This is a genomic window from Hymenobacter sp. NBH84, assembly GCF_014217645.1.
GTDB classification, from domain to species: domain Bacteria; phylum Bacteroidota; class Bacteroidia; order Cytophagales; family Hymenobacteraceae; genus Hymenobacter; species Hymenobacter profundi.
The window spans coordinates 2,498,565-2,525,380 of sequence record NZ_CP043644.1 but is presented as its reverse complement, the minus strand read 5'-3'; the positions used below and the strand labels follow the sequence as shown (position 1 = coordinate 2,525,380).

The window sequence follows — 26,816 nt, the reverse complement described above, 5'->3', positions numbered from 1 at the left end:
AGACGACTATAATTAAGTTAGCTTCTTTCTCTTAGGCAGGGCTTGGCATAACGCAAGTTAGTCCAGTATTGATTTGTGTGTCCTGCGCAACGGGCGGCTGCAAGCCGCCCCTACCTGCCCGCGTTTGCGAACCACTCCCGAAACTCTTCTGCATACCGCCGTATTACCGTTGCATCCAGCACCGGCTCGGCCAGCACGCGGGGCATGATGGGCACGCCGGTGTGTTGGGCAATAAAGTCCTCGGTGGCCGGGGTAGGCTCACCATTGAACACGAGGCCGCGCACCGGAACCTGCCGTTGCCGTAGCGCCTCCAGCGTCAGCAGGGTGTGGTTGATACTGCCCAGGTAGTTGCGCGACACCACCACGGCCGCTAGGTCCAACTGCGCCAGCAAATCCACCATCAGAAACCCCGGCGCCAATGGCACCAGCAGGCCGCCGGCGCCTTCTACCACCAAATGGTTGTCGGTGTGGGGTAGGCGGAAGGCACTAGGCGTAAGCGCGATGCCCTCTGCCGCCGCCGCCGCGTGGGGCGAGGCAGGTAGGGCCAAACGGTAGGCTTCGGGGTGGAATTGAGAATCCGCGTTGCTGACCAAACTGCGCACGGTGGCGGCGTCGGTGGTAGGCGTGAGGCCGGCTTGCACGGGCTTCCAGTAGTCGGCGCCCAGGGCCTCGGTGAGAATGGCGGCTACGACGGTTTTGCCTACGTCGGTGCCGATGCCGGTGATGAAGAGGCGTTCCAATATTCTACAAATCTGTGTGAATTGAAATTTTTCCCAATACTCCCGCCAGCCTATCAATCTCCGCTTCTGTATTATACGCGTGCACAATCAGCCGGAGGCGCTCGGTACCAGCGGGTACGGTAGGGGCCACAATGGCCCGCACGTCAAATCCGGCAGCTTGAGCGGCGCCGGCTACTTGTTTCACGGCCTCGGGGCCGGGGGAGGTAGGGAAGAATACTGGGTGGATGACGTGGCTATTGGCGGGCACATGCAGGCCAGGTACCGCGTTCAAGGTACTTTTTAAGTAATCTGATAACGCAAACAGCCGCTGTCGCTCCGTATCCAGGGTAGGGAGCAGTTGATACGCTGCGGCCAGGGTCGCTACCGTGTAGGGTGCCGGGGCGGTGGTGTAGATGAAGGGGCGGCTGAAGTTCAGGAGGTAGTCGTGCAGCACGGCGGGGCCGGCTACGGCGGCGCCCTGGCTGCCCAGAGCCTTGCCAAACGTGAGGACGCGGGCAAATACGTCGTTTTCCAGGCCCAACTCGGCTACTAGGCCGGCGCCGTGCGGGCCGTAGAGGCCGTTGGTGTGGGCTTCGTCTACTACTAGGTACAGTTCCCGTTGCTGGCATAAGGCGGCTAGCTCGCGCAACGGCGCTATGTCGCCATCCATGGAGTAGAGCGCCTCCACGGCCACAAACACGGCACCCGTGGCGCGGGGTAGGCGGCGCTCCAGGTCGGCCACGTCGTTGTGGCGGAAGCTGTAGGCCGTGGCAAAGCTGCCGCGGATGCCATCCTTCACGGAGGCATGCGAGGCTTCGTCGTAGAAAATGGTGTCGCCGCGGCGGGGCACGGCGGCGAAGAAGCCCAGATTGGCCGCGTAGCCCGAGTTGAAGAGTAGGGCTGCTTCGGCTCGGTGGAACTGCGACAGATGCGTTTCCAGAGCTTCGGCCGCCGCCGAGTTGCCGGTGAGCAGGCGGGAGCCGGTGCTGCCGGCGTCTTCCTGCTGCATGCCAGCTTGCAACGCCTGCCGTAGAGTAGGGGAGCGGGCCAGGCCGAGGTAGTCGTTGGAGCTGAAATCGACGAGGTTTTCCGAGGGTAGCGAAAGGCGGCGGCGGGTGCCTTCGGCTTCGCGCTTGGCGAGGTGGGTGGCGAGGCGTTGGTGGAGGGGAGAGGTAGTAGACATGATAGACTACAAAACGCGTGTCATCCTGAGCCTGTGAAGGACCTTGGCATATAGAATGAGTGATATATTAAGGACTCGTTCCACTGCTACAAGATCCTTCGCAGGCTCAGGATGACACGCGAAGGCTTAACAGACAAAATGGGAAATTATTTCCCTTAAACAGTTGCTGCTTCTTGTTTCCCTAATACCGCGGCCCCCTGCGGCACGTCCTTAAACGCCTTGCGCGGCTTCAAGCCCAGTAGCTCAAACATCTGCTTATCGGCGTCGAAATCGGGGTTGGGGGTAGTGAGAAGTTTTTCGCCGGAGAAGATGGAATTGGCTCCAGCCAGGAAGCAGAGTGCTTGCTCGGTTACGGGCATTTCCTGACGGCCGGCCGAGAGGCGCACAATGGTTTTGGGCATCAGCAGGCGGGCCGTGGCAATCATGCGCAGCATTTCCCATACACTCACGCGGGGCTGCTCGGCCAGGGGCGTGCCCTCTACCGGCACCAGCGCATTCACCGGCACCGACTCAGGGTGCTGGGGTAGGGTAGCCAGCGTGTGCAGCATGGCCACGCGGTCCTCGTCCGTCTCGCCCAGGCCGATGATGCCGCCCGAACACACCGAAATACCGGCTTTGCGCACGTGCTCCAGCGTGTCGAGACGGTCGTCGTAGGTGCGGGTAGTGATGATGTCGTTGTAGTGCTCGCGGCTGGTGTCGAGGTTGTGGTTGTAGGCGTAGAGGCCCGCTTCTTTCAGGCGCTCGGCCTGGTACTCGTTCAGCATGCCCAGGGTGCAGCACACTTCCAGGCCAATATTGTTCACTTCGGTCACCATGTTCAATACCCGGTCGAAGTCGCGATTGTCGCGCACCTCGCGCCAGGCGGCGCCCATGCAGAAGCGGGTAGAGCCCGAGTCTTTGGCACGTTGGGCCGAAGCCAGCACTTCGGCGTCGGGAAGGAGTTTGTGGGCTTGCACGCCGGTGTGGTAGCGAGCGGCCTGGGGGCAGTAGGCGCAGTCCTCGGGGCAGCCGCCAGTTTTCACGCTCAGGAGCGTGCATACTTGCACCTCGCCAGTAGCCTGAAACTCGCGGTGCACAGCCGCAGCCTGGGCTACCAGCTCCAGCACGGGTTGGTGATAAATAGCGTTTACTTCGTCGAGGGTCCAGTCGGTGCGCAGCATAGGAATTGCCGGTTGTGAGTTGCCAGTAAGTCAGATTTTAGAACGCTTCGTCATGTGAAAGTGACGTTTGAGCGGTTTGCAAGATACAAAGTAGTCGGTTTTGCGCGACTTTTCCGCAGTATTGGGCTTGCCCTGGCGCTAAACAAAACAGCCCCAAGCAACTAGTGCCTGGGGCTGTTCAACGATTTGTGTGATCCCGCTGGGATTCGAACCCAGGACCCGTACATTAAAAGTGTACTGCTCTACCAGCTGAGCTACAGAATCAGAAGAAATAAAAGCTCTCATGCTGGTGCCGATAGGGCTGTGCCTACCTTCATGAGAGACGAAAAAGCCCCGCCAATTGCGAGGCTTCGTGTGATCCCGCTGGGATTCGAACCCAGGACCCGTACATTAAAAGTGTACTGCTCTACCAGCTGAGCTACAGAATCAAATTGCAATAACAGGAGCGTTTTCCGTTATTGTGGCACAAAAGTAGGGAGTTGACTCCTGATTGTCCAAATATTTTGTTGAAAAAGGCCTTATTTTTTTCATTTTTGGCGCTGCTGGGTAGCCAACCAATTCTGGCTCAAAAAGATACTGAGGCGCTGCAAAAGGCAGATTCTTTATTCGCCGCCGACTCGATAGAGGCTGCCTACCCTTTTTACCGGCAAGTGCTACGGCAGCAAAAAGTCTACTCGCCCCGCATGTTGCTGCGCATGGCCTATGTGCAGGAGGGGCTAGGGCACTACCCAGCGGCCCTCTACTACCTGAGCCTGGCACAAGCCCGTCAGCCCCGGCGCTCTACTTGGGCCAAGATGGCGAGTCTGGCCCAACGCCACCGCCTCACGGGCTACCCCGATTCTTGGCGGCAGCAATTGCGCATCGTGTTTCGGCGCTACTACTACCGTCTGTTGCAGGCCGCATTGCTAGTGGCGGTGGTAGGCGGCACGGTGTTGTGGCTGCGGCGCCGCGAGCGGCGAGGTTGGTGGGTAGCCTACGCCGCGTACGTGCTGGCCACAGCGGCTTTTCTGAATCTGTTACGCCCTGAACGTAGCGGCCTAGTGGCCCGGTCGCGCGCGGCCCTCATGGCAGGCCCCAGCCCCGGCGCCACGTGGCTGACTACCGCCGCCGTCGGAGACCGACTGGTTGTGCTGGGCAAGCAAGACGTATGGTACCGTGTGCGCTGGCAGGGCAAAGACGCCTACATCCGGCAGCACGACCTGCTGGAAGTGCAGTAGGGTAGGAGTATAGGAAGTGTGTCCTCCTGGGCTTGCGAAGGGCCTTCCGAGCCATTGATACGCTCGTTGTTCTCCTGTGAGAAGGTCCTTCGCAAGCTCAGGAGGATACACTTCCTTGTAACTGCTCTATAAACTTACAGCGAAAAATCAGCTTCTTCCTTGCGGAAGTGATTGAGCACCAGTTTATCAGATAAGCCGGGTAGGATCTTATTCAGAAAGACCGTGAGCTTGCCCATACTGGTGAGAACCAGGTCGCGGCGGCGTTGCTGCACGGCGCGCAAGATATGACGGGCCACTTCTTCGCTGCTCATCATCTTCTGCTCATCGCGGGGCGACTCGCCTTGGGCAGAACCATCGGCGGCCAGGGCGGTCTGGCGAATGTTGGACGCCGTGAAACCGGGGCAGGCCACTAGCACGTGCACACCCTGGGGTAGCAATTCTGTGCGCAAGGCTTCCAAAAAGCCTTGCATAGCGAACTTAGAAGCCGAGTAGCCCGTGCGGCCGGGTAGGCCCCGGTAGCCGGCAATGCTAGAAATACCCACAATAGAGCCTTTGCTAGCCACAATATGGGGTAGGGCAAACTTAGTGGTGTATACGGTGCCGAAAAAGTTGGTCTGCATCAGGCGCTCAATCACGCTCAAATCAGCATCGGCAAACTTGGCCCGCATGGAAATGCCGGCGTTGTTGAGCAGCACATCGAGACGGCCGAACGCAGCTATGGCTTCGTCTACGGCGCGAGCGGCATCGGCCTCCACCCCTACGTCGGCGCGCACGGTGCGGTGCGTAATGCCCAACTGCGTGAGCTGCTGCGCAGTGTCAGCGAGGCGGCTTTCGTCGCGCCCGGTTACAACGATGCTGGCGCCGGCCTGCCCAAACGCCACGGCGCAGGCCCGGCCAATGCCGGAAGTGCCCCCGGTAATAAGTACAACTTTTCCTTTCATAACAGTCAACCAAAAACGGCGGTGGATATGGTCGGCAAAGCTACTGCTTTCCGGTGGGAGGGGCGGCTGGGCGAGTAAGGAAATAATCCGGTTGATTCTGCGAGGAAGGAGCAGGAAAATGTCTCTACTTTAGTCCGTACTATCGGCGAGTTAGGCCGATTCTTTTATTTTCACTTATACCGTATGCGTTCAAGTTTACTGTGGGTAGTATGGCTAATGCTGGTGCTGGTGGGCACAGCCGGGCAATCTGCTCGGGCGTCGCACCTGTTGGGCGGTGAAATCAGCTACCAATATTTGAACGCCAGCGGCCCGGCAGCTACGCCCTACCAGTACCGGTTGTCGATGGTCGTTTACTTTAATGCTGATGAGCAGACCTCACAGGTACCGGGTGGACGGGTGTCGGAGTTGGTGGGCATCTACAGCCGCACGACGGGGCTGCTTGTGCGCTCCATCACGCTACCCCGTACACAGAACACGCTTATCAAGCCGGCCAGTAATGGCTCTTGTACCACTGCGGGCAATACGGCGGTGAAGATTCGGCTTAACCGATACGAAGCCACAGTGGCGCTGCCCGCTGATGCCCGTGGCTACTATGCGTTTTTCTCCGAAACGGCCCGCAACAACGATGTAACCAACATCATACGGCCCAACAACGAGGGCATGACGCTGTATGCGGATATGGCGCCGCCCAGCATTCCCAATAGCTCGCCCAACTTCTCAGATACGGCTGTGGCCGTTGTCTGTCAGGGCGATACGTCCATCATCATCAACAATGCCTATGACCCGGACGGCGACCGGCTGGAATATTCCTTCGGTACGCCCTACGGCGGTACGTATCGTACACTGCCTACCTTCTTCGCCCCGCCGCCCCAGCTGATTACCTACCCTGCGCAGTACAGCGCGCAGCAACCTTTTGGACCGATAGCGGGCAGCTACGCGTTTCTGGATAAGAATACGGGCCTTAGCCGCTACGCGGCGCCCGCGCTGGGCAAATACGTTATAGCGGTGGATGTGCGTGAGTATCGCCGCATTGCCGGGCGCGACAGCCTGGTGGGCACTACCCGGCGCGACGTGCAGCTGGTAGCCCGTGCCTGTGAGCCCAACAAAGCCCCCGAGTTTAGCGGCAGCAGCACTATAGCGCAGGAATACACTGTACTGGAAGGTCAGGCATTAACATTGACCACTACCGCTACTGACCCGGAAGACCAACGTATTGTCCTGCGCGCTGCCAGCGTGCTGCTGGATGGCGCCGGGGGCTTCGATGCTACCTTCAACAAGGACCCCGGCACGGTGGCTACCCCTGGTGGCACGGGCACGGCTGTAGTTACCGGTGCGGGCAGCGTCACGGGTACGTTCCGCTTTGTGCCGGCCTGCGGCTCGGCCCGCACCGAGCCGTACGACGTGATTGTAACGGCCACCGACAACGCCTGCAACAGTAAGAGTGCGGCGGTTATTTACCGCGTGCGGGTAGTGGCTGCCCCGGCCGTAACGGCTGGCCCCGACCGCACGGTGTGCTCGGGCGAGGCAACGCAGTTGGGCGCAGTGGCCGTGGCGGGCATCAGCTACCAGTGGAGCCCGGCCGCCGGCCTCAGCAGCGCCACCGCCGCCAACCCTACCCTCACGCCTACGAACCCCGGCACAGTACCTATTATAGTGCCCTATGTGCTGACGGCTACCTCGGCCGGTGGCTGCACGCAGCAGCGCACGGTGCGCATAACGGTGAACCCCACGCCGGCGCTGGATACCATTAGCGGCAGCCGCTCGGTGTGCCCTACGGTGCAGGGCGTCACGTACAGCGTCCGCAACCCGCGCAACGCTACCTACCAGTGGACCGTGACGGGTGGCACCATTGCCAGCGGCCAGGGCACCAGCAGCATTTCGGTGAACTGGGGAACAGCCAATGCGAATGCCAGCGTGCAGGTGCTGGGTACTACGGCGTATGGGTGCCCGGCGCAACCAGTTACGCTGCCCGTGGTTATCAATCAGCAATTAGCTACTGAAACGCCTACGGGGCCGGTACGGGTGTGCCTGGGGAGCACCTACACCTACCAAACACAGTATACCAACGGCTCCAGCTACGCCTGGCAGCTTACAGGCGGCACGCAGGCGAGCACCAACCTGGCTACCGTGCAAGTCACCTGGACGCAGCTGGGCACTACCTGGTTGCAGGTCACGGAAACCAGCAACCCCGGTGGTACGGTGCGGTGCCTGGGCGTGAGCGCGCCTTTGGAGGTAGAAGTGGTGGCGCCACCTGCTACCACTCTGACCATTGCTGGCCCCGACCGTGCCTGTGTGGGTAGTAGCCCTGTCACGTTTTCGCTGCCGGGTTTTGCTACCTCTACCTATCAGTTTACGCTGCTGAACACGGCTACGCAACAGTCGACTACGCTCACGCCAACGGGCAACAGCACCACGTTTGCGGTGCCTGCCGTGGGCACCTACACGCTTACAGCCCTCGAAACCAGTGCTTGTGTGGGGCCGCTTTACGCCAAGCAGTTTGTAGTAGATCCGCTGCCGGTGGCGGTAGCTATTGCTGGCCCTACCCGCGTGTGCCCCGAGAATCTAACGGGTCTGCGCTACTCGCTGACGGGACTGGCGGGCTCTACCTACCAGTGGGCCGTAACGGGCGGCACCATCACCAGCGGCCAGGGCACCGGCAGCATCACCGTCGACTACCCGAACAACGCCAGCGTGAAGACCGTGCAAGTGCTTGAAACCTCGCAGTACGGTTGCGCTGGCCCGGAAAACACCCTGCAAGTGCGCCCCGACAACGTCAGCCTCGATCTGCAAGTAGCCAGCGTGAGCCTAACGGACGACCGTCAAGTACAGCTCACGTTCCAAGCGCCGATAAATGCTGATAATGCTCAGCGGATCATCATCCAGCGCCGCATTGCCGGCACCACCGGCAGCTTTGCCCGGGTAGGCGATGTGCCCAACACTGCCACTACCTACACCGATGCCTCCGCCGATACCGATACGCAGTCCTACGAATATCGCTTGGCCCTAGCCAACGCCTGCGGTACCGAACTCACCAGTCCGGCACATACCATCATCCACACCACCGCTGTGGCTACGGAGGCAGCCGGCGGCCGCGCCGAGGGCTCGGTGCTGGTGCAGTGGAGCGCCTACCAGGGCTTTGCCGTGCAACAGTATGAGGTGTACCGCGTAGCCGACCAGGGTGTGCCTACCCTGGTAGCTACTGTGCCGGGCGCTACTCTGCGGGCGTCGCTTGCGACCAGCGCGGCGGGGTTCAATCAGTGCTTTCGGGTGAAGGCTATTGGGGCGGGTGTGCTGGCCTCGTACTCCAACGACGCTTGTGTAGACTTCGCCAATAAAATCCTGCTGTACAACATCATCACCCCCAATGGCGACGGCCTGAACGACGTGTTTTTCGTGGACAATGTGGCCCTCTACCCCGGCAACACCCTCACTATTTTCGACCGATGGGGTAAGGAAGTGTACTCCGCCCGCGACTACCGCAACACCTGGGGCGGCGAAAAAACCGGTCCTGGCACGCATTACTACCTCTTCAAACTAGCCGATGGCACGCAGTACAAAGGGTGGTTTGAAATTGTGAAGTAAGCTCACGGACTTTAGCGAATTAGACGAATTGATCGGATTTTGTAGGCGGGCCTGTTATCCCAGGGCTGACGCCTTGGGCTACTGAGCATCTACCGTTACGTTTCCACCAATTAGCCTAGGGCTTCAGCCCTGGGAGGCGGAGAAATCGTTCACAAAATCCGTGTAATCCGGAAAATCCGAGCGAATCCGTGGTTCAGACGAATTATCTTTGCCCTTGTGAACAAGACTGCAAAGAAAATTCCGGCGGAGGCACTCCGCGAAGTAGAGATTCAGGACATGGTGGCCGAGGGCAAGTGCATTGTCCGCCACGAAAACCTCGTCATATTCGTGACCCAGGTAGCACCCGGCGACGTGGTGGACCTGCGCGTTACCAGAAGCAAAAAGAACTTCCTGGAAGCCGTGCCCACGCACTTCCATAAGTACTCTGAGTTGCGCGTAGAGCCGTTTTGCCAGCACTTTGGTACTTGCGGGGGCTGCAAGTGGCAGCACCTTGGCTACGACACCCAAACCAAGTACAAGCAGCAGCAAGTGGAAGACACCCTGCAACGCATTGGCAAGGTGCAGATTCCGGAAGTGCTGCCCATCGCGCACTCGCCAGCCCTACAGTACTACCGCAACAAGCTCGAATTCACGTTCAGCTTTATGGGCTGGCTGACGGAAGAACAAATTAAGAGCGGGGCCGATTTTGACCGCCGCGCCCTCGGTTTCCACACGCCCGGCCGCTTCGATAAGATTATTGATGTGGAACACTGCTGGCTACAACCCGAGCCCAGCAACGCCATCCGCCTCGCCATCCGCAACTACGCGCGCGAAAACGAACTGCGCTTCGGCAACATCATCAAGCAAACCGGCTTGCTGCGCAACCTCATCATCCGCACTGCCGAAAGCACCGGCGAGCTGATGGTGATTTTGCAGTGCTACCGCCAGCACCAGGCCATAGAGCCGCTGCTGGACTACGTGTACGAGAAGTTTCCGGAAATTACCTCGCTCAACTATGTCCTCAACGACAAGGGCAACGAAACCTTCCACGACCTGGAAGTAGTGTGCTACAAGGGCAAACCCTACATTGAGGAGGAGATGGAAGGCCTGCGCTTCCGGGTAGGGCCGAAGTCGTTTTACCAAACCAACTCGGCGGGCGCCTACAACCTCTACAAGATTGCCCGCGACTTCGCGCAATTATCTGGCAATGAGTTGGTATATGACCTTTATACCGGCGCCGGTACCATCGCCAACTTCGTGGCCCGCCAAGCCCAGCATGTGGTAGGGGTAGAGTACGTGGAGCAAGCCGTGCAAGACGCCCGCGTGAACTCCGAAATCAACGGCGTAACGAACACCGAGTTCTACGCCGGCGACATGAAGGACGTCCTCTCCGCCGACTTCATCCAGCAGCACGGCCGCCCCGACGTGGTCATCACCGACCCGCCCCGCGCCGGCATGCACGTAGATGTGGTGCAGCGCCTGCTGGAAATGCGCGCCCCGCGCATCGTGTACGTCAGCTGCAACCCCGCCACCCAAGCGCGGGATTTGGAGCTGCTAGACGAGGCATATAAGGTAGTGAAGGTGCAGCCCGTGGATATGTTCCCGCATACCCACCACGTGGAGAACGTGGTGCTGCTGGAGCTGCGGTAATATGGTAATGATACCAACGAGAAAGAGCTATTTTCTTAATTCTTTCTCCGCTATGATTGTTGGTTGGATAGCTATGCAAGTAGCGTTTATAGTAGGAATCAAGTTTTTATATAATTATTCATTTGGGAAAGATATATTATGGTTTAGTTGCTTCTCATGGTTTGTCAGCTTAATCTTTAATATTCTTTTTATTCAATTACCGAGACAATATGTCAAAACAATATATGCTAAGCTAAACTCCTTTCAATTTATTACAGCCATTACTGTTTATGCATTACTGATTACTATAGCATTTTTCTGTTTTTTTGTGTTCAATATTTACTCTGAAAATTCCTCTGAGAAAATGCATTTTACCATATTATTGTTAGCAGGAGCAATTATTAATGGATTTTTCTTCGGAATAACCTTCCACGCGCTGTGGAAATCTACTGAAAAAGCATAATTATGGACTACGCCAACGACCCCGAATTGAACGGCAAATACCTCGGTACCATCACCAAGGATTTCGCTTCCGTTTCCGATACGCTGCAGGAGGCTTCCTCTCAAATCCGGAAGCGCGATATTTCCAAATACCCGGTATTCATCTTTGCCCGGCAGGAGGTGCCGCTGGGAAGCTTGCTGGTGAATGCTGATGAGGCGGGCCTGGAGTGGCACGTGTTTGCTTCCTACCTGGAACTGCTGGTGCAGCAGGGCATCGTGGGTGCGGAAGGCATAGAAGCGTTCCAACAGACGTACAAAGACGCCGACGAATTTTGCTGCTTGTTTGTGGTGGATGAGGAGTTCACCAATTTCGTGTTCATTCCCTACCCAGAGGATTAGGGTAGGGGTGGCATCATAGAAATATAGTGTCATCCTGAACGCAGTGAAGGACCTTCTCACACCAGGACAAGTCGTTGTTAGGGTGTCGTTCTGGCGTGAGAAGGTCCTTCACTGCGTTCAGGATGACACTTTTTTTGAATAGCCTGCCTACCTCTCTACCACCTTCCGCAGCACCCGGCAGGGGTTGCCTACGGCTACCACCCCCGCCGGTACGTCGCGCGTGACTACGCTGCCCGCGCCAATGACCGAGCCCGCGCCGATGCTGATGCCGGGCATGACCAGCACGCCGGCGCCCAGCCACACGTTGTCGCCGATGGTGATGGGGCGGGCAAACTCCCAACCGGCAATGCGCGGCCCTACCTCTACGGGGTGGCCGGCAGTGGTAAGCACCACATTGGGCGCTATGAACACGTTGTCGCCGATGGTGACGGGGGCGCAGTCTAGTACCACCAGGTTGTAGTTGGCATAGAAATTCTGGCCTAGTTGGATGTTGTAGCCGTAGTCACAGCGGAAGCTGGTTTCGATATGAGCGTCGGTTTCATAGCCAAGTAGTTCGGCTAGTATCTGCCTGTTCAACTCTATCGGTTCCTGGTTATAGCGGTGGCAAAGCTGCTTGGCGCGGAGGCGTTCGGCTACCAGCTCGGGGTCGTTGGCCTGGTACAACTCGCCGGCCAACATCTTTTCTTTTTCGGTGGGCATGGGGGAGGGGATAAGGGGTAGCCAATAAAAACGGGCCACCCCAGGGTAGGAGCGGCCCGTTTTGCAAAATGCGGAAGGGGATTAGCCCAACGTATGGTACACGGCCTGTACGTCGTCGTCCTCCTCAAACCGGTCGATGAGCTTGAGCACTTCCTCGGCCTGCTCCTCGTCTAACGATACGGTGGTGTTGGGCACGCGCTGCAACTGTGCGCTAATTACGTTAACGCCTTTTTCTTCTAGTGCCTTTTGCAACTGGCCGAAATCGGGGAACGCGCATTCCACCACCATCAGGTTGGTTACGTGGCCGTGCTCGTCCTCCTCCTGGTCTTCGTACACGTCTTCGGCGCCGAAGTCAATCAGCTCCAACTCCAACTCGTCGCGGTCGAGACCCTCGGCAGCCAGCTTGAACACGCCCTTGCGGGTGAAGGTGTAGTCGGAAGAGCCGGAGGTGCCCAGCGTGCCGTTGCCGCGGTTGAAGTACATGCGCACGTTGGCCACAGTGCGGGTAGGGTTGTCGGTGGCAGTTTCCACCACAATAGCCACGCCGTGCGGTGCGTAGCCTTCATATACAACTTCTTGATAATCTTTTTCTTCGCGGCTGCTGGCCCGCTTAATAGCGGCGTCTACCCGGTCTTTGGGCATATTCACGCCCTTCGCGTTCTGAATGGCCGTGCGCAGGCGGGAGTTGGTATCGGGGTTGGGGCCGTTTTCCTTCACGGCCATCACGATTTCCTTGCCGATACGGGTGAAATCTTTGGACATCCGGTCCCAGCGCTTCATTTTGCGACCTTTGCGAAATTCAAATGCGCGTCCCATCTATAGTGAAATTATGAAATGGTGAGTGGTAGATTTTTGCGTTCGATATGAGGTCGAACGGGGTTGCAAGTTAGCAGAAAGCCGGGCGGGGCGCAATGTTGGGCGTAGGTAGGCGGCGCAAAGTAGATGCTCAAACTGACTGCGCTACTGCTGGCAGGGTAGGGAGAGGCACGCAAGAAGAGTCACCAATACGGCCCAACGGCGCAGCCGCGGTTAGTACACCACAGTTGCGCCGTTGGGCCGTAGCAAGCCAGCAACTCCTATTCCCAGGTGCTGGCGCTTTGGCGCCGGAATTTCTTGGGCGTTTTGTGTGTGGGACTTTCCGGTTTCACCCGCTTGGCTTTTTTCTTCTTTTTGTCGAACAGGAACGTGAGGCCGACGGCTAAAAGGCCTGCACCCGCTACGGCAATCAGCTTTTTGGGGAATTGGTCGGGTGGGGCAACGGGCAGGTGGGCCACCCCGTTCTCGTCGAGGCGGGCAGGCGTGTAGGCATAGCGGCCATAGAGCGGCAGCGGAAACTCATCGGCCAGGCGTTGGAGGCCCATAGTGGCTTCCAGACCCGTAATCACGGGGCCGTGGCCGCAGCCGATGGCTTGTGGCTGTAACTCCGCTAGTTGGCGCACGGAGTCGCGCACCTGTTGCCAGTCGTAGTTGAAGGGCGCGCCGGCCACACTGATACAGGGCCGTTGCAACAGCAGCGAGGGCACCGACTCGTGGTTGGCCGTCGCAAAGGCATCGCCACCAAGCAGGGTACGGTCTTTTTCGCGGAACAAGGCTACCTGACCGGGCGCATGGCCTGGCACATGGTACCACTGCCAGTCGGGCAGGAAGGGTGGGTCTACGTCGTTCTCGGGTAGAGCTTGCACGTTGGAAAGGTGGAACGACTGCGGCGGGAAAAACCGGCTGACGAAGGCCAGCGAGCCGCCCCCTTCCACGGTAGGATCGGCGGGTGGATACACAGCTTTGCCTGTGAGAAACGGTAGCTCCAACGGATGGGCCAGCACCGGCACGTTCCAGTGTTCCGACAGCGCCTGCGCCGAGCCGGCGTGGTCCATGTGGCCGTGGGTGAGGATGATAGCCTCGGGGTGTGTGCCGGGGTAGAACAGCTTATCAGCCGCTTCGATAATTGCCTGTTTAGAACCGGGTAGGCCGGTGTCTACCAGCACCCACTCGCCGGGCGTGCCGGTTTCGACAAAGTATAGATTAACGAAGCGTTGGATGGTAAGCTGGTGTACACCAGGGGCTACTTGTTGCATAACAGTCAGGAAAGAGATGAATGGGAGGTACCGTATACGGAAAGTTGCTGAGCAGGGTAGGGATATGCAAGAAAAGCCCCGCCCTGCTTTCACACTGGAAAACAGGACGGGGCTGTAAGGGCGTTGTCATTTCGAACGCAGTGAGAAATCTGGTATCAGTTAACCAGATTTCTCACTGCGTTCGAAATGACACTACTACTGCGCTACGGCTTCCAGCTCCAGCACCTCGCTGGTTTTGGCCCGAAGCTCCTCGCACAAGGCTGGGTTGCTGGCCAGCTCCTGCCCGAAGGAAGGAATCATGGCTTTGAACTTCGCCTGCCACTCGGGGGTAGCAGCTTGCTCAGGGAAGCAGCGCTGCACTAGGCCCAACATGATGCTTACGGCTGTAGAAGCGCCGGGCGAGGCGCCCAGCAACGCGGCAATGGAGCCATCGGCGGCCGCCACTACTTCGGTACCGAACTCCAGAACGCCGCCTTCTTTGGCGTCTTTTTTAATCACCTGCACGCGCTGGCCAGCCACTTCCAGCTCCCAGTCCTCGGCGCGGGCGGTGGGCAGGTAGTCGCGCAGGGCGTTCAGGCGGTCTTGCGGCGACTGGCGCACCTGCTGAATCAGGTAGCGGGTGAGGGGTAGGTTTTTGGCGCCCGCAATCAGCATAGGGCGCACGTTGCCAGCCCGAATAGACTTCAGCAAATCCAGGTAAGAACCCTTCTTGAGGAACTTGGTGGTGAAGCCGGCATAAGGACCAAACAGCAACTCCTTGCGGCCGTTGATCTGGCGCGTGTCCAGGTGCGGCACCGACATGGGCGGCGAGCCCACGGCGGCTTTGCCGTATACTTTGGCGCCGTGCTGGGCAATTACGTCGGGGTTGGTACACTTCAGCCACTGCCCGCTCACCGGGAAACCGCCAAAGCCGTGGCCCTCCGGAATATCCGATTTTTCGAGTAGGGGGAGGGAGCCGCCGCCCGCGCCGATAAACACGAACTTACCGTATACCTTGCGCGAGGTATCGGCGGCCCGGTCGCGCACGCGAATGCGCCACGTGCCGTCGGGCTTCTGCTTCAACTTCTCTACCTCGTGGTTGAGGTGAAACGATACGCCCGGCATCTCTTGCAACCGCTCGAACAGCGTGCGGGTGAGGGCGCCGAAGTTGACATCGGTGCCGATGGGCATGTAGGTAGCCGCCACGGGCGTTTGCGGGTCGCGGCCTTCCATCACCAGTGGCATCCAGTCGGCCAGCTGCTGCCGGTCCTCGCTGTATTGCATACCCGCAAACAGGGGCGACTTGATAAGCGCGTCGAAGCGCTTTTGCAAGAAGTCCACGTTGTTGCTGCCCCACACGAAGCTCATGTGCGGCACTTGCTGAATGAATTCATGCGGTTCGGGCAGCACGCCTTTCTCTACAAAGAAAGACCAGAACTGCTTGGACTGCTCAAACTGTTCGGCAATTTTCACAGCCTTGCTGATGTCCACGGAGCCGTCGGGGCGCTGGGGGGTGTAGTTCAGTTCGCAAAAGGCCGAGTGGCCCGTGCCGGCGTTATTCCAGGCATCGGAGCTTTCGGCGGCCACCAAATCGAGGCGCTCGAAGATGGCAATGGTCAGGTCGGGTTGTAATTCCTTGAGCATCGTGCCCAGTGTGGCGCTCATGATGCCTGCGCCAATCAGAATTACATCAACAGAAGAAGTTGGAGAGAGCGAAGGGCTCATAGATAAAAGGTACAGAGCGAGAAATCAGGTAGAAAACGCAAAAGTATCCGAGTTGTTCGGTTTATGCACACGAAAACCTGTTAACCACGGCAGTACGGCCTACCCCAAACGGTGCGCTAGCAGCTCAACAATACCCCAAGCAAACGGTTGAAAACGAACATTTTTCCCCAGAGACGTGTATTAAGCACGACATTACAACATTAGCTTGGTTGCGCATGCCCCTACACTATATTGTCTACACGAGTGTGGCCGAGAAGCCTTTCACCCCGGCAGAGTTGGAGCAGATTCTGGTCCGGGCGCGGGCAAAAAACCACACGCTCCGCGTGACGGGCATGTTGCTGTACAGTGCCGGCCAGATTTTGCAGGTGCTGGAAGGTCCGCCCGAGGCCATCGAGCAGCTGTACGGTACCATTGCTACTGACCCCCGCCACTACCACGTTGCAACGGTGGCCGAGGGTACCAGTGAGCGACGCCTGTTTCCGGACTGGAGCATGGGATTTGGCGAGGCTTCGGCACCGGAATTTGCCCGCTTGGCTGGCTACGTCGACTCCAGCCGTACCACTTTTTTGCTGCCGCGCGCCCACAATCTGCCCGTAGAGCTGCGCGATATGCTGGTGCGTTTTGTGAGCAAGTCAGGCGAGGCATAAATAGTTTTGTTTTTGTGTTTAAAGTATTGATTTATAATAACTTGACTATGTATAGAAAGCTGCTTCTAATAGGCTGATAAGGACCTTTCTACCCTGGGTTGGTGTTGTGCTAAGTGATGATCGACTTACCGCAACTTCCGCTTTTCGATACCGCTCCCGTTCGTACGCACGCGGCCAAAATCTGGCTGCCCAAGCGCGTAGTATTCACCCCCGATGCCCTCGACGAAGAGTTTGGTCAACAGATTCTGAGCCGCGTCGAGGCCCACGGCCTGGAGGTGGAGCTGCTGAAAAGCAACCGCATCACCAACCTGCGCGGCGCCGATACCGCCGAAACCTACCGCCGTGCCAAGAGCACCCTGGCCGTGGTGAAAGCTCCACCCAGCGCCCTGCGCCTGCAACCCACGCCGCCTTCCGCCGACTGGCAGATGAACCTGGCCGAAGGCTGCCCTGCGCACTGCCAGTACTGCTACTTAGCCGGCTCGCTTTCGGGGCCGCCGGTGGTGCGCGTATTTGCCAACCTACCCCAATTGCTGGAAAACACGGCGCAGTATGAGCAGGCCGGCCGCCTCACCAGCTTCGAAGTGAGCTGCTACACCGATGTGCTGGGCATTGAGCACCTGACGGGTAGCTTGGCCGAATGCATCCGTTACTATGGCCAGCGCGAGGGTGCCCGCCTGCGTTTCGTGAGCAAGTACGACCACGTGGAATCGTTGCTTTCCCTACCTCACCACGGCCACACCCGTGCTCGTTTCAGCCTGAACGCCGAGCCGATAGTGCGGCGGCTGGAAGCCGGCACGGCCTCGCTGGAAGCGCGCCTGCAAGCCTTGCGCCGGCTGGCCCTACCCGTCACCGAAGGTGGCGGTGGCTACCCGGTAGGGGTGGTGCTGGCCCCCATCATGCCCATTCCCGACTGGCAGCAGCACTACACCCACCTGCTCGACCGCCTAGCCGCTACCCTCAATTTTGACTGCGACCTGACGGTGGAGTTCATCAGCCACCGCTTCACGCCCGGCTCCAAAGACGTGCTGCTACAGTGGTACCCCAACACGTCTTTAGACTTCGACGAAGCCACCCGCGCCGTGAAGCGCAATAAGTTCGGCGGCCACAAATACGTGTACCAGCCTGACGACATGCGCACGTTGAAAGAGTGGTTCTACCAGGAATGGCAGCGCCGCTTCCCACACGCGCCTATTAAGTATTGGACGTAGGGAGAAAGGTGAAGTGGTGAGGTTGTGAAGTTGTGAATGAAAAACGCGGCTGTCATCCTGAGCGCAGCGAAGGACCTTCTCATGCTAGAACGAGTCGTTGTTACACCCATCGTTCTGACGTGAGAAGGTCCTTCGCTGCGCTCAGGATGACAGCCGCGTTTTTACTCACAACCTCACCACTTCACCATCTCCCTACCCCAAAAACACAAACTGCCGCACCGATTCCCAGGGGCCGCCGCGGTACGCCCACAGGTGCATACCCTTACCTTGGGCCTCGAAGGGCTGAAACGACGCGCTCAATTCTTCGTGCAGTGCCCGCGCTACCTTCGGGTCTACTTTGTTTTGAATAGTTACGTGCGGGCGACGGCGCTGCTGATCCTGGGGCGTGAGGTAGGGCTTCCACTCCGTCTGCAACTCTTGGTGCAAGGCTTGCAACGCCGGGCTTTCGAGGGAATAGGCCACGCCGCGGCCCAGAAACTGCACGCCTGTTACACTCAGGGAAAGGGGCGTCATGTGGCGGGCACGGGTTGCTAGCTCCCGCGTTATGGCCTCAAGTTGGTCGCCGGGTAGGTGGTGAAACAGCGTGAGGTGAGCCGCCAGGTAGTTACGCTCGGGCGGGAAATGCTCCTCGCGCAGGCGATTGAAAAACTGCTGTGCGTTGGCGTCGAGCGTGAGCGTCAGGATAAGGGGCGCGTCCAAAAAGGTATACGTTACGGGAGCAGATCGGCGCTTTGGATCAGCTGGCCGCCACGGTGCTGCACGTCGGCGCGGGCGCCGGCGTAGCCCTCCGCATCAATGGCGCGGGTGGCATCCTCGATTACATACGTGGCAAAGCCTTCGGTCAGCGCATCTTTCGCCGTGAAATACACGCAGTAGTCGGCGGCTAGGCCGGCTAGGTATACCTCCGTTACGCCCCGGCCGCGCAGATAGTCGGCCAGGCCGGTGCTTTTCAGGTGGCCGTTGTCGAAGAAACCGCTGTAGCTGTCAATTTCCGGATTGGTGCCTTTGCGGAAGATGGCCTCAATGCGGTGCTGATCCAGCTGCGGGTGTAGGGCGGCGCCGGGCGTGCCCTGTACGCAGTGGTCGGGCCAGAGCACTTGCTCGTGCCCGTGCAGCGAAATGCGGTCAAACACGGCGTGGCCAGCGTGGCTGCTGGCAAAGCTCTGGTGGCCGGCTGGGTGCCAGTCCTGGGTAGCTACCACCAGCCCAAAGTGCGGCTGTAGCGCATTAGCCAGCGGAATAATGGTATCGCCGTCGGGCACCGGCAGGCGGCCACCCGGCACAAAATCAGGCTGAATATCGATCAGAAGAAGTGCTTTCATACAGCAAACGAAACAGATGTGGTAGGCTAGCTCAGTGAAATAGAGTAGAGCGCTGGGAAATATACTGCCCACGGCAAATTAGGTGACCTGCTGGAAATCATGGCGCAAATCTGGCAAGACTTCGCAGAAAAGATCAGCTTATAGGTTATACAAGGAGTGAGATGAGCGCCGGATGTTACGTGAATTATCACCGAACACCCTGTACCTTGCCGCCGGTATGCTGGTAGGCAGCACGACCAGAGTTAGCATGAAACAAAGAACAGTATTGGGCGTCGTAGGGGGTAGGGTAGGGCTTATCGTAAGCTTCGGTTTGTTGATAGGGCACACAGCAATGGCGCAGTTGCTAAGCAAACCTTCTGAAGCGCCGGCAGCGGAAGCCCTACCGGCTGGCTACGTACGGATACCCACTACGCGTCTGCTGCTATTGCCCCCGACTGGCTTCGGCACAGCGCCGGGCTTCGCGGGCCTGCGCCGTGGCAACAATGCCGTGCAGGTCTACGAGCTGCCGACCACCAACTACTACACCAACGCGGCCAGCTTCGGCCCAACCAAGATTACAGCCCGTGGTGGCAAGGTGCTGACCGACAATGCGGTGCAGGTGCAAGGCTACCCAGCCCGGCTGATCTGGGCCGAGCCGCAGCCTGCCCGCCGCAGCTACCAGTTGGCGTTCGGCGACTCTACCTTTGCCGTGCTACTCACCACTACGCCCTACGCCGCCGCCGATACGGCCACCGGGGCAGCGCTACGGCAGGCCTTGCTCTCGGCCCGCTACGAACGTGGGGCTGCCCCAGATCCTTTTGCCCGCCTCGGCTTCACGCTCGACGATAAAGCCTCGCGTTTCACTTTTGCGCGGCAGATGGGCAACCAGTTGATTTACACGCTGGATGGCGGCCGCGCCGAACCGTTCGGCAACGAGCCCGTCCTGACGGTCATTCCCATGCCCTTCAGCTCGTCCATGACGGCTGCCGACGTGGCCGATGACCTCATCACTACCCTACGTCAGTATGGCCTCACCGACTACACCGTGCGCCGCACCGCCACTACGCACCCCCACGAATTGGAAAGCTACGAGGTAGAAGCCTACGGCAAACTGCGCGGCCAGAAAGTGCTGATATTTCAGCAAGTAACGGTGCTGCGCAACACCGCTATTGCCCTGGAAGGCATCGCCCGCGACGAGTACGAGGCGAACTTAGCGGAGTTCAAAAAGCTCACGCATTCTATTCAAAAGAAGTGATGATGGGCAAAAAGCTATTGTGCTGCTTGACGGATGCGCGTGATAATGGTGGCGGCGGGTAGGGCCGATAGTTTTGGGGTGAAGGTGAAGGGCCCCGTGACAGTGGCAGTTTGCTCGCCGTAATAAAACGTCTGGTCTTTCGTAACCCGCACTACGATGGCGGTGACGCGGGCACCACTGAGGATAGGTAGTGTTGCAAGACCCTGATCCGACATGTATGGGGTGTAATCAAGGCTGTTCAGGTTATTATAGACCATGAAAACGTGCGTGAAATCACCTTCGCTGGTATTTTGACTCGTTGCCTGCACCCGCACAGGAATAATTGATCCGGGTACCAAGCGGCTACAGGAGAGCCATCGTCCGCGGTTAAACGCTTTGCTTCCTACTGTAACCACGAACCCTGTGTTAGTTAGGTTAGGCTGAATAGTGGATATGGAATCATTTGGAACTGACTGCCACCCAAAATCCTCGGCTGGCCCAAGAAAGCTGCTGAATAACTGAATACCTGTAGAAGTGCTCAGTTTAGCAGAATTCCGAGTTGTTATCTGTACTACCTCGCCGGAGGCAAGTTCGAGAGGCTTATCATCCTGATAAGCCCGCACCCGTATCATTCCTGCAGATTCAAGAAGTTGAGAGCCTTCCCATTCAACGGTGACTGTAGGTAAACGCGTGAAAAGGAAGTCAGCTCGGTCGTTGGCCTCCTCTACCTGCAGCTTGATGGGCGAGGAGGACATATTGCTTGCGTCGAATCGCACAAAAGAGCTGCCTCTCACGGTGACTATATTGCCGTGGACAGTAGTAAGGCGAGTAGGAGTAGTAGAAGGTGATAAGTCGAAGGATTGCGCCGCAGCTGCATTTTGCTGTATCAGCGTGTACAGCAAGGGGGTGCTACCATCGTCAGTAGTCGCATTCGCAGCAACTATGTCTGACTTCTCACAACTGGTTAAAAGTCCAAGCAGTAGGCAGGCAATCAGCAGATAATGTCTCATAATACTAAGTAGAAAAAATTAAAGGATAGCCAGTGGAAACCGGCGTATATCGTTGCTCTTTGCGTCTGGTGCCGTTGCAGCCGTTATAGCTTTCGAATTGCTTCTGCTATGGCTTCCTCACTCATTTCCGTGAGTACGGGGCGAAGGGGAGTGGAAGTGCCAGTGGTGCCGGTTTGTGTACCATAGTAAAACTTGCCGTCATAGTATTGCAGCGCCACCGCAGTAAGGGATAAGTTAGCAGGCGCATCAGCTGTTTCCCAATCGGCAAGCGAATTGGAAGAGGTAGGGTAGGCGCGTAGTGCAGCGTTCAATGAGTTAAACAGAACGTACACCTGCGTCTCGGCCTGGCCGGTAGTGGACAGGCCCTGTGGCTGCACTTGGACCGGCGCAGTGCTATTCGCATATACAAACCGGTCGCAGTTAAGCCAATTGACCCGGTACTGGGCTAGATAGGAAGTACGAGTCACCAGTGAATTGCCGCTGCGAATGACAGCAGTGGAATCAGGAGAAAGACTCCACGTGAATTGGCCAGGCACAGTGGTCGTGTCAGATAAGAAAGTTCTCATCCCACTCGTAGTACTAGTTGCTGTGGGTACGGCATTGCGTATTTCTATTTCTGCGCCATTGTTGAGTTCTACGGATGGGGTAAGTGAACGGAGGAGAAACATGCCGCCCGACTCAATTAACATATTATACGCAGCAGTTGGCGTGCCGCTCAGGACCATATCACCCCGATTTAACACTTCCCGGAATTCCAGTTGAACGGTTGGGACAATGCTTCCATTGGCGTGCCGGAAGGCAGCTGGTGGAATGGTGAGTACTGTGCCACGCCGGCTAGTGAACGTGTTGGTAGAATCAGCTGTATAGGTGAAAGAGTCGATGGGTGCTGCGTGTCGGGCCAGAAAATCAGACAAAAAACCGTTGCGGGTGGAGCAGTATATCAAATCAGCCTCCCTCTGACAGCTGGCTAATCCTAGCAGTAATCCGCATAGCAAGAATATGAGACGCATGTTCATGGTAGTGATAAGCAATATGGTGGAAGATGTTAGGGTAAGTCCAATGAAACGCCCGCTTGCAAGGCTGCTCCCCACGGCCGACGACGAGGCAAGCCCGTGCCCAACTGGGTGGTAGGCGTCAAGAAATACTGGAAAGAAGGCTGCACCAAGAGGCTCCAGCGGGCATTCAGGCGGTAGGCTGCTTGCGCACCTACGTGCACGCTCAGCCCAACGCTACGGTAGGCAGCAGTGGAATCTTTGGAGGTGATAGGCTGCTGCTCGCAGGCACAGGGCACTCCCTCGGTCGTGCGACCACCGAGCAATACGTTCAGGGTAGCACCACCCACAACACCGTAGCGCAGGACGCCCCATTCCCCTACCCAGTACCGCACCTGCACGGGTACTTGCAGAAAGCGGTACACGTCGCGGCTGCGCACGGCCTGCACGACGCTATCGTTTTGGAGTTGCAGCTTCAAGCGAGTCGCATATTCAGCGTAGCCCAGGCCAGCAGTAACCAGCAGGCGCGACGAGAAACTATAGCCTACCTGCAACTGGCCCTCGTAGGCCAAGGCTGGGCGCTCTAGGCGCGATACGCTACCTGCCGGCGCAGCGCCCAGCGTCCGATAGGTAAGCGCTGGCCCAGCCAATACCTGCACCACCCAGCCGCGTTCTATAGCCGAGTCCCGTGGTGTTTCAGGCACCCGCTGCGGCTGTGCCGGGGTGGGCTGGTCTACTGGTATCGGCCGTGCTGGCAGAGTAGTTAGCAGCAAGGTAGGAGCAGGTGAAGTAAGTGGTAGTGTAGGTGCGCTGCTGATACGGTCTGTGACCACATTTGTGGTAGAGGCCGCTGATACGCCAGAATGCGGATTTTGACGAGTGACCGTAGATGTGCTAATGTGCTTCGCTACGCGATGAGTAGCAGTTGTTTTATTGGATAAAGCGCGCCGAGCAGCTACCGCTGCCCGCATTGCCTGCCAGCTGCTAGCACGCGTTTGCTGCTGAACTGCTGGCGTTTCAACTGTGGCCGGCCCCGCAGCAGGAGCAAGTAAGTGGCTGCCTCCGGAAGAGGCAGTAGCAGCTTCCCGAGTAGCCGATGATTCGGCAACTGGTTCTGGTTGGCTTGCCAGCGGTACAGCTGGTTGGCCGGTAGGCGCGTTGCTCTCAGTAGTTGGGCCATCAGTGGCTGTAATAGCCTTCGGTTTAGATGAATGATCTGCCTGATTCTGCGATAACAAAGGCCCTCGTACGAGCAGGAAAGTCAGTAGGCTCAGCACTCCTGCTATTAGTAGGAGATTGCGCGGGCGTAGTAGCCACGCGGCGGCTCGCGGCCGGCGGCGGGTCGCCAAGTGGCGCTGCACGCCTGACCACACCGCCGGTGGCGGTGGACTTTCGTAGTCAGCCAGCTTGCGGCGCAACTCACTGTATAACTTATCTTCTTCGGGCTCAGTCATGGTAAAAATGCGTGTTGTTGGTGAACAGGCGCTCCTCCAGCAGCCGGCGCGCCCGCGAAAGCTGCGACTTGCTGGTGCCTTCCGAGATGCCCAGTAGCTCCGCTATTTCGGCGTGCGAATAACCTTCCACAGCGTAGAGGTTGAGCACCGTGCGGTAGCCCAGCGGCAGCGTATGGAGTAAGCGCATAAGCTCCTCGGCCGACAGCAGTTCCAGCGGGGTAGCGTCGGTAGTGGGTAGCTCGGCGGCTTCTTCGCTGTCGAGGAAGGTGCCGCGCTGCCGGTGTTGGTGCCAGGCGTTGAGCGAGGTAGTAACGGCAATGCGCCGCGCCCACGCCTCAAATGGTCCCTGGCCACGGAACTGATCGAGGCGGGTGAAAATCTTGACGAACGCCATCTGCAACGCGTCCTCCGCTTCGGCCTGGGAAGGGCAGTATCGTAGGCACACGCCCATCAGCCGCCCCGCCAGCAAATCGTAGAGGGCCTGTTGGGCCGCCGGCCGTTGGCGCCGACAGCCCGCCAGGATATCATCAATAGATTGCGCCATGCATAGAAATAAGATGAAAATAAGAACCGGTGAATAAGCAGCGTAGCGTTCTATGGGCATGACCGGCGCCGCCCGCTGTGGGTTGCGTGGGGTAGAAAATATAGTTCTGGTATCGCATCTTTGTCCTCTTCACCAGTCTTCCTTGCCATGCTGCTGCCGCTCTACCAAATCGACGCCTTCACAGATACATTATTTGCTGGCAACCCCGCCGCCGTGTGCCCCCTCAGTGAGTGGCTGCCCGCCGATACTATGCAGGCTATTGCCGCCGAAAACAACCTGGCCGAAACCGCCTTCTTTGTGCCGCGTGATGGCCAGGAAGGCGAATATGAAATCCGCTGGTTTACGCCGGCCGTGGAGGTAGAGCTGTGCGGCCACGCCACGCTGGCCTCGGCCCACGTGCTGCTGCGGCATCTCAATTTCAAGAGTGACGCGCTGACGTTTCACTCTAAAAGCGGACCGCTACGCGTAAGCCGGCACGAGAGCGGCCGCCTCACGCTGGACTTCCCAAGCCGCCCACCTCAACCGCTCGACGTGGTGCCAGAAGGGCTAATTGCTGGGCTAGGCGCCACCCCGCAGCAGGTACTGGCTGGCCCCGACTTGGTAGCGTTATTTGATTCGGCAGAAGAAGTGACGTCCCTGCAACCCAATCAGGCCGCATTGCTGCAAGTGCCCTACCGGGGCGTTATTGCCACGGCGCCGGGCAGCGGGGAAGTCGATTTCGTATCGCGGTTTTTCGGGCCGCGGGTAGGCGTGCCCGAGGACCCTGTAACTGGTTCGGCGCACACCACACTGGTGCCTTACTGGGCCGAACGGCTAGGCAAAACCGAACTACGCGCACGGCAAGTCTCGCCCCGCGGCGGCGACCTGTGGTGTGAGCTGCGCCAGGACCGGGTGCTCATCAGCGGCTACGCCGTGACGTACTTGAAGGGGGAGATTGAGATAGGGTAGATAAACAACTGGCAAGAAATGCTGAACCAAGCTAAATCCGCTTGCTACCACGCCGCTGGTTAACTTGCCCGACAACCTGATTCGAATGAGATACGCCTTTCTGCTTGCCTGCCTACTGTCTGCCGTGACTGGCTATGCCCAACGCCGTGCGACCATCACCTATGATGTAACCTACCACGGAAAAGCGGTGCCCGAAGGGCGCCTACAGTTGTTTATCGACGGGCCGCGGGTGCACCTGCAACGGGTGGCAGATGCGCAAGCGAAAGAACAACAGTACCTAGACTACGATGCCCAGCGCACGTTGCAGGTGCTCACCTTGCCCAATGGGGGCCACGTCACGCAGATGAAGGACTTTGCTGCGTACGAACAGCCAGAGCTGCTACCCGATACGGCCACCATTTTGGGCTACCCCTGCAAGAAGGCCAAGGTCATTATTCGCTCCAATACAGTGGAGGTGTGGTATACCAACGCCCTACCCCTGAAAGGCACGCCCAGCATTGGGGTAGCGCCCGGCTTGGGGCTGATCCTGAAAACCGTCCGCAACGGCGAGCAGGCCGTCACCGCGACCCAGATCAAGCGGGGCTCCATTAAAAGCGCCGACCTCGCCTGGCCTACCCCCGCCACAATGGGCCCGGTGGTAGATGCCGCGACCTATAACCGCCAAGTAATTGACAGCCGGTTTACGACCGTCTCTGTATTTCAGCAGGAACAAATTTCGTTCGGCAACGACCAGCCGAATCCGGCCGCCGGGCAGGCGAACGTCACCTACCACTACGCCGGCGGCACCGTTATTCTGAAGAAAATACGATTGCCCGAGTACAGCGCGGGTACACAGATTCTGGCCGAGCTGTCGCAGTATTCCAACGGCGATGCGTACGACCGCACGGGGTCGGTGTTCCTGATTCCTTTGAATAAGCAGCAGTCGTTTTTGAACGGTCTGCAACAGGGCGTGAAGGCCTTACCTGTGTATAAAGAGAAGTACCAGGGTGTGGTGGCTACCAACCAGTACCTACCCCCGCTAGAACTGATGCGCTTTTTTACCCCCTTCGGCGTGCGGGCCTACAACGCCGCTTCCACCATCAAAGGCTATAACTGGGCCGATTCGGCCGTGTTTCGGCAAGATGTAACGGAGCTTGCTCCCCGCATGCAGGGCGAAGTGTGGGTAGGCGTATTTATTGGCAACTACGACAAGGGCGGGCACAAAGTAAGCCTGAACCTCAAGTACTACCCTGGTGGCAAATCGGGCACGCCAATGCCGGCTCCCGCGGTGTTGCCACTTTTCAACACCACCAACCTTATGGAAATGGCCGGGCAGGAATACGGGACAATGTTCGGGCAGGACTCGCTCACCGTCACGGTGAACATTCCACGTGCCATGCAGAACGTGCAGCTGCGCTACATCACCACGGGCCACGGGGGCTGGGGTGGCGGCGATGAGTTCAACCAGAAGCTGAATGAGCTTTTTCTGGATGGAAAACGGGTCTATCACTTCATTCCCTGGCGCACCGATTGCGGCACGTACCGGCTGCTGAACCCGTCGTCCGGCAACTTCGGCAACGGCTTGTCCTCCTCCGATTTGAGCCGTTCCAACTGGTGCCCCGGCAGCCTGACGCCACCAGTGTACATCCCGCTGCCCGACCTGCCGGCCGGGCAGCACACCTTCAAAGTAGCTATTCCGCTCGGGAAGCGGGAAGGCAGCGCCTTTAGCGCCTGGAATGTATCGGGGTGCCTACTGGGTACCACCAAGGAGTAG

General features: G+C 58.3%; 24 protein-coding genes and 2 tRNA genes. 9 read left to right on the top strand and 17 right to left on the bottom strand.

What is annotated here, in order from left to right; translation table 11 throughout:
- Nucleotides 1–110: 110 nt before the first annotated feature.
- The 5 genes from bioD to F1C16_RS10565 form a co-directional block, all read right to left on the bottom strand.
- Nucleotides 111–740 carry a dethiobiotin synthase gene (bioD, locus tag F1C16_RS10585; protein ID WP_185280623.1) on the bottom strand — a complete coding sequence of 210 codons (630 nt, stop codon included), beginning with the start codon at nt 738–740 and terminating at the stop codon, nt 111–113.
- Between the two features lie 4 nt (nt 741–744).
- Nucleotides 745–1,902, bottom strand: a complete 1,158-nt coding sequence (locus F1C16_RS10580) for an 8-amino-7-oxononanoate synthase (RefSeq protein ID WP_308461631.1) — start codon at nt 1,900–1,902, stop codon at nt 745–747.
- 155 nt (nt 1,903–2,057) lie between these two features.
- On the bottom strand, nt 2,058–3,062 hold the full coding sequence (gene bioB, locus F1C16_RS10575; protein WP_185280622.1) for a biotin synthase BioB: 1,005 nt from the start codon (nt 3,060–3,062) through the stop codon (nt 2,058–2,060).
- A gap of 191 nt (nt 3,063–3,253) precedes the next feature.
- Nucleotides 3,254–3,326, bottom strand: a tRNA-Lys gene (locus tag F1C16_RS10570).
- Nucleotides 3,327–3,417: 91 nt separating this feature from the next.
- Nucleotides 3,418–3,490 (bottom strand) — tRNA-Lys (locus F1C16_RS10565).
- A 78-nt stretch (nt 3,491–3,568) separates the two neighbouring features.
- Between F1C16_RS10565 and F1C16_RS10560 the strand changes: the two genes are divergently transcribed.
- Nucleotides 3,569–4,279, top strand: coding sequence for an SH3 domain-containing protein (locus F1C16_RS10560; protein ID WP_185280621.1), 711 nt, complete (start codon nt 3,569–3,571; stop codon nt 4,277–4,279).
- Between the two features lie 134 nt (nt 4,280–4,413).
- On the opposite strand, the gene F1C16_RS10555 is transcribed toward F1C16_RS10560, so the two are convergent.
- Entirely contained in the window at nt 4,414–5,220 is an 807-nt protein-coding gene (locus F1C16_RS10555; protein WP_185280620.1) for an SDR family oxidoreductase, read from the bottom strand.
- 183 nt (nt 5,221–5,403) lie between these two features.
- On the opposite strand from F1C16_RS10555, the gene F1C16_RS10550 reads away from it, so the two are divergent.
- The 3 genes from F1C16_RS10550 to F1C16_RS10540 all read left to right on the top strand — a co-directional run bounded on the left by F1C16_RS10550 (nt 5,404) and on the right by F1C16_RS10540 (nt 11,250).
- Nucleotides 5,404–8,802, top strand: a complete 3,399-nt coding sequence (locus tag F1C16_RS10550; protein WP_185280619.1) for a gliding motility-associated C-terminal domain-containing protein — start codon at nt 5,404–5,406, stop codon at nt 8,800–8,802.
- A 216-nt stretch (nt 8,803–9,018) separates the two neighbouring features.
- A complete protein-coding gene (gene rlmD, locus F1C16_RS10545; protein WP_258048872.1) occupies nt 9,019–10,431 on the top strand; it encodes a 23S rRNA (uracil(1939)-C(5))-methyltransferase RlmD in 1,413 nt (470 codons plus the stop codon).
- A gap of 444 nt (nt 10,432–10,875) precedes the next feature.
- On the top strand, nt 10,876–11,250 hold the full coding sequence (locus F1C16_RS10540; protein WP_185280618.1) for a hypothetical protein: 375 nt from the start codon (nt 10,876–10,878) through the stop codon (nt 11,248–11,250).
- A gap of 147 nt (nt 11,251–11,397) precedes the next feature.
- Here F1C16_RS10540 and F1C16_RS10535 read toward each other — a convergent pair whose 3' ends face one another.
- The 4 genes from F1C16_RS10535 to F1C16_RS10520 form a co-directional block, all read right to left on the bottom strand.
- A complete protein-coding gene (locus F1C16_RS10535; protein WP_185280617.1) occupies nt 11,398–11,949 on the bottom strand; it encodes a sugar O-acetyltransferase in 552 nt (183 codons plus the stop codon).
- A gap of 81 nt (nt 11,950–12,030) precedes the next feature.
- Nucleotides 12,031–12,765: a YebC/PmpR family DNA-binding transcriptional regulator gene (locus F1C16_RS10530; RefSeq protein ID WP_185280616.1), complete on the bottom strand. Its 735-nt coding sequence runs from the start codon at nt 12,763–12,765 to the stop codon at nt 12,031–12,033.
- 260 nt (nt 12,766–13,025) lie between these two features.
- A complete protein-coding gene (locus tag F1C16_RS10525) occupies nt 13,026–14,021 on the bottom strand; it encodes an MBL fold metallo-hydrolase (protein ID WP_185280615.1) in 996 nt (331 codons plus the stop codon).
- Nucleotides 14,022–14,216: 195 nt separating this feature from the next.
- Nucleotides 14,217–15,725, bottom strand: a complete 1,509-nt coding sequence (locus F1C16_RS10520; RefSeq protein ID WP_185280614.1) for a malate:quinone oxidoreductase — start codon at nt 15,723–15,725, stop codon at nt 14,217–14,219.
- Between the two features lie 215 nt (nt 15,726–15,940).
- Between F1C16_RS10520 and F1C16_RS10515 the strand changes: the two genes are divergently transcribed.
- Together F1C16_RS10515 and F1C16_RS10510 are read left to right on the top strand one after the other, a co-directional pair.
- Nucleotides 15,941–16,372 carry a BLUF domain-containing protein gene (locus tag F1C16_RS10515; RefSeq protein ID WP_185280613.1) on the top strand — a complete coding sequence of 144 codons (432 nt, stop codon included), beginning with the start codon at nt 15,941–15,943 and terminating at the stop codon, nt 16,370–16,372.
- A 116-nt stretch (nt 16,373–16,488) separates the two neighbouring features.
- Nucleotides 16,489–17,580, top strand: a complete 1,092-nt coding sequence (locus F1C16_RS10510; RefSeq protein WP_258048871.1) for a spore photoproduct lyase family protein — start codon at nt 16,489–16,491, stop codon at nt 17,578–17,580.
- A 192-nt stretch (nt 17,581–17,772) separates the two neighbouring features.
- On the opposite strand, the gene F1C16_RS10505 is transcribed toward F1C16_RS10510, so the two are convergent.
- Nucleotides 17,773–18,279, bottom strand: a complete 507-nt coding sequence (locus F1C16_RS10505) for a 2'-5' RNA ligase family protein (RefSeq protein WP_185280612.1) — start codon at nt 18,277–18,279, stop codon at nt 17,773–17,775.
- A gap of 11 nt (nt 18,280–18,290) precedes the next feature.
- Nucleotides 18,291–18,902: a bifunctional nicotinamidase/pyrazinamidase gene (pncA, locus tag F1C16_RS10500; protein WP_185280611.1), complete on the bottom strand. Its 612-nt coding sequence runs from the start codon at nt 18,900–18,902 to the stop codon at nt 18,291–18,293.
- Nucleotides 18,903–19,149: 247 nt separating this feature from the next.
- Here pncA and F1C16_RS10495 point away from each other — a divergent pair, with 247 nt between their 5' ends.
- Nucleotides 19,150–20,136, top strand: a complete 987-nt coding sequence (locus F1C16_RS10495) for a hypothetical protein (RefSeq protein ID WP_185280610.1) — start codon at nt 19,150–19,152, stop codon at nt 20,134–20,136.
- Nucleotides 20,137–20,150: 14 nt separating this feature from the next.
- Here the strand turns inward: F1C16_RS10495 and F1C16_RS10490 are convergent, their stop codons facing one another.
- From F1C16_RS10490 to F1C16_RS10470, 5 genes are all read right to left on the bottom strand, one after another.
- The gene (locus F1C16_RS10490; RefSeq protein WP_185280609.1) at nt 20,151–21,125 is read right to left on the bottom strand and encodes a hypothetical protein; all 975 of its coding nucleotides are present in this window, start codon (nt 21,123–21,125) and stop codon (nt 20,151–20,153) included.
- Between the two features lie 83 nt (nt 21,126–21,208).
- Nucleotides 21,209–21,691, bottom strand: coding sequence for a hypothetical protein (locus F1C16_RS10485; protein WP_185280608.1), 483 nt, complete (start codon nt 21,689–21,691; stop codon nt 21,209–21,211).
- A gap of 479 nt (nt 21,692–22,170) precedes the next feature.
- Nucleotides 22,171–22,890 (bottom strand): outer membrane beta-barrel protein, encoded by a 720-nt coding sequence (locus F1C16_RS10480; RefSeq protein ID WP_185280607.1) that lies wholly within the window; start codon nt 22,888–22,890, stop codon nt 22,171–22,173.
- 182 nt (nt 22,891–23,072) lie between these two features.
- Nucleotides 23,073–23,297 (bottom strand): hypothetical protein, encoded by a 225-nt coding sequence (locus F1C16_RS10475; RefSeq protein ID WP_185280606.1) that lies wholly within the window; start codon nt 23,295–23,297, stop codon nt 23,073–23,075.
- 266 nt (nt 23,298–23,563) lie between these two features.
- Nucleotides 23,564–24,115 (bottom strand): RNA polymerase sigma factor, encoded by a 552-nt coding sequence (locus tag F1C16_RS10470; RefSeq protein WP_185280605.1) that lies wholly within the window; start codon nt 24,113–24,115, stop codon nt 23,564–23,566.
- 147 nt (nt 24,116–24,262) lie between these two features.
- On the opposite strand from F1C16_RS10470, the gene F1C16_RS10465 reads away from it, so the two are divergent.
- Both F1C16_RS10465 and F1C16_RS10460 read left to right on the top strand, forming a co-directional pair.
- Nucleotides 24,263–25,063 (top strand): PhzF family phenazine biosynthesis protein, encoded by an 801-nt coding sequence (locus tag F1C16_RS10465; protein ID WP_185280604.1) that lies wholly within the window; start codon nt 24,263–24,265, stop codon nt 25,061–25,063.
- Nucleotides 25,064–25,148: 85 nt separating this feature from the next.
- Entirely contained in the window at nt 25,149–26,816 is a 1,668-nt protein-coding gene (locus F1C16_RS10460; RefSeq protein ID WP_185280603.1) for a PNGase F N-terminal domain-containing protein, read from the top strand.

Coding starts and splice junctions, on each gene's coding strand:
- F1C16_RS10520 (WP_185280614.1), bottom strand. CDS start 15,725: ATGAGCCCTTCGCTCTCTCCAACTTCTTCTGTTGATGTAATTCTGATT.
- F1C16_RS10460 (WP_185280603.1), top strand. CDS start 25,149: ATGAGATACGCCTTTCTGCTTGCCTGCCTACTGTCTGCCGTGACTGGC.
- F1C16_RS10540 (WP_185280618.1), top strand. CDS start 10,876: ATGGACTACGCCAACGACCCCGAATTGAACGGCAAATACCTCGGTACC.
- bioB (WP_185280622.1), bottom strand. CDS start 3,062: ATGCTGCGCACCGACTGGACCCTCGACGAAGTAAACGCTATTTATCAC.
- F1C16_RS10495 (WP_185280610.1), top strand. CDS start 19,150: ATGAAACAAAGAACAGTATTGGGCGTCGTAGGGGGTAGGGTAGGGCTT.
- F1C16_RS10530 (WP_185280616.1), bottom strand. CDS start 12,765: ATGGGACGCGCATTTGAATTTCGCAAAGGTCGCAAAATGAAGCGCTGG.
- F1C16_RS10525 (WP_185280615.1), bottom strand. CDS start 14,021: ATGCAACAAGTAGCCCCTGGTGTACACCAGCTTACCATCCAACGCTTC.
- F1C16_RS10550 (WP_185280619.1), top strand. CDS start 5,404: ATGCGTTCAAGTTTACTGTGGGTAGTATGGCTAATGCTGGTGCTGGTG.
- F1C16_RS10465 (WP_185280604.1), top strand. CDS start 24,263: ATGCTGCTGCCGCTCTACCAAATCGACGCCTTCACAGATACATTATTT.
- F1C16_RS10555 (WP_185280620.1), bottom strand. CDS start 5,220: ATGAAAGGAAAAGTTGTACTTATTACCGGGGGCACTTCCGGCATTGGC.
- F1C16_RS10535 (WP_185280617.1), bottom strand. CDS start 11,949: ATGCCCACCGAAAAAGAAAAGATGTTGGCCGGCGAGTTGTACCAGGCC.
- F1C16_RS10485 (WP_185280608.1), bottom strand. CDS start 21,691: ATGAGAACTTTCTTATCTGACACGACCACTGTGCCTGGCCAATTCACG.
- F1C16_RS10490 (WP_185280609.1), bottom strand. CDS start 21,125: ATGAGACATTATCTGCTGATTGCCTGCCTACTGCTTGGACTTTTAACC.
- F1C16_RS10470 (WP_185280605.1), bottom strand. CDS start 24,115: ATGGCGCAATCTATTGATGATATCCTGGCGGGCTGTCGGCGCCAACGG.
- F1C16_RS10515 (WP_185280613.1), top strand. CDS start 15,941: ATGCCCCTACACTATATTGTCTACACGAGTGTGGCCGAGAAGCCTTTC.
- pncA (WP_185280611.1), bottom strand. CDS start 18,902: ATGAAAGCACTTCTTCTGATCGATATTCAGCCTGATTTTGTGCCGGGT.
- F1C16_RS10475 (WP_185280606.1), bottom strand. CDS start 23,297: ATGGCCCAACTACTGAGAGCAACGCGCCTACCGGCCAACCAGCTGTAC.
- F1C16_RS10510 (WP_258048871.1), top strand. CDS start 16,489: ATGATCGACTTACCGCAACTTCCGCTTTTCGATACCGCTCCCGTTCGT.
- F1C16_RS10580 (WP_308461631.1), bottom strand. CDS start 1,902: ATGTCTACTACCTCTCCCCTCCACCAACGCCTCGCCACCCACCTCGCC.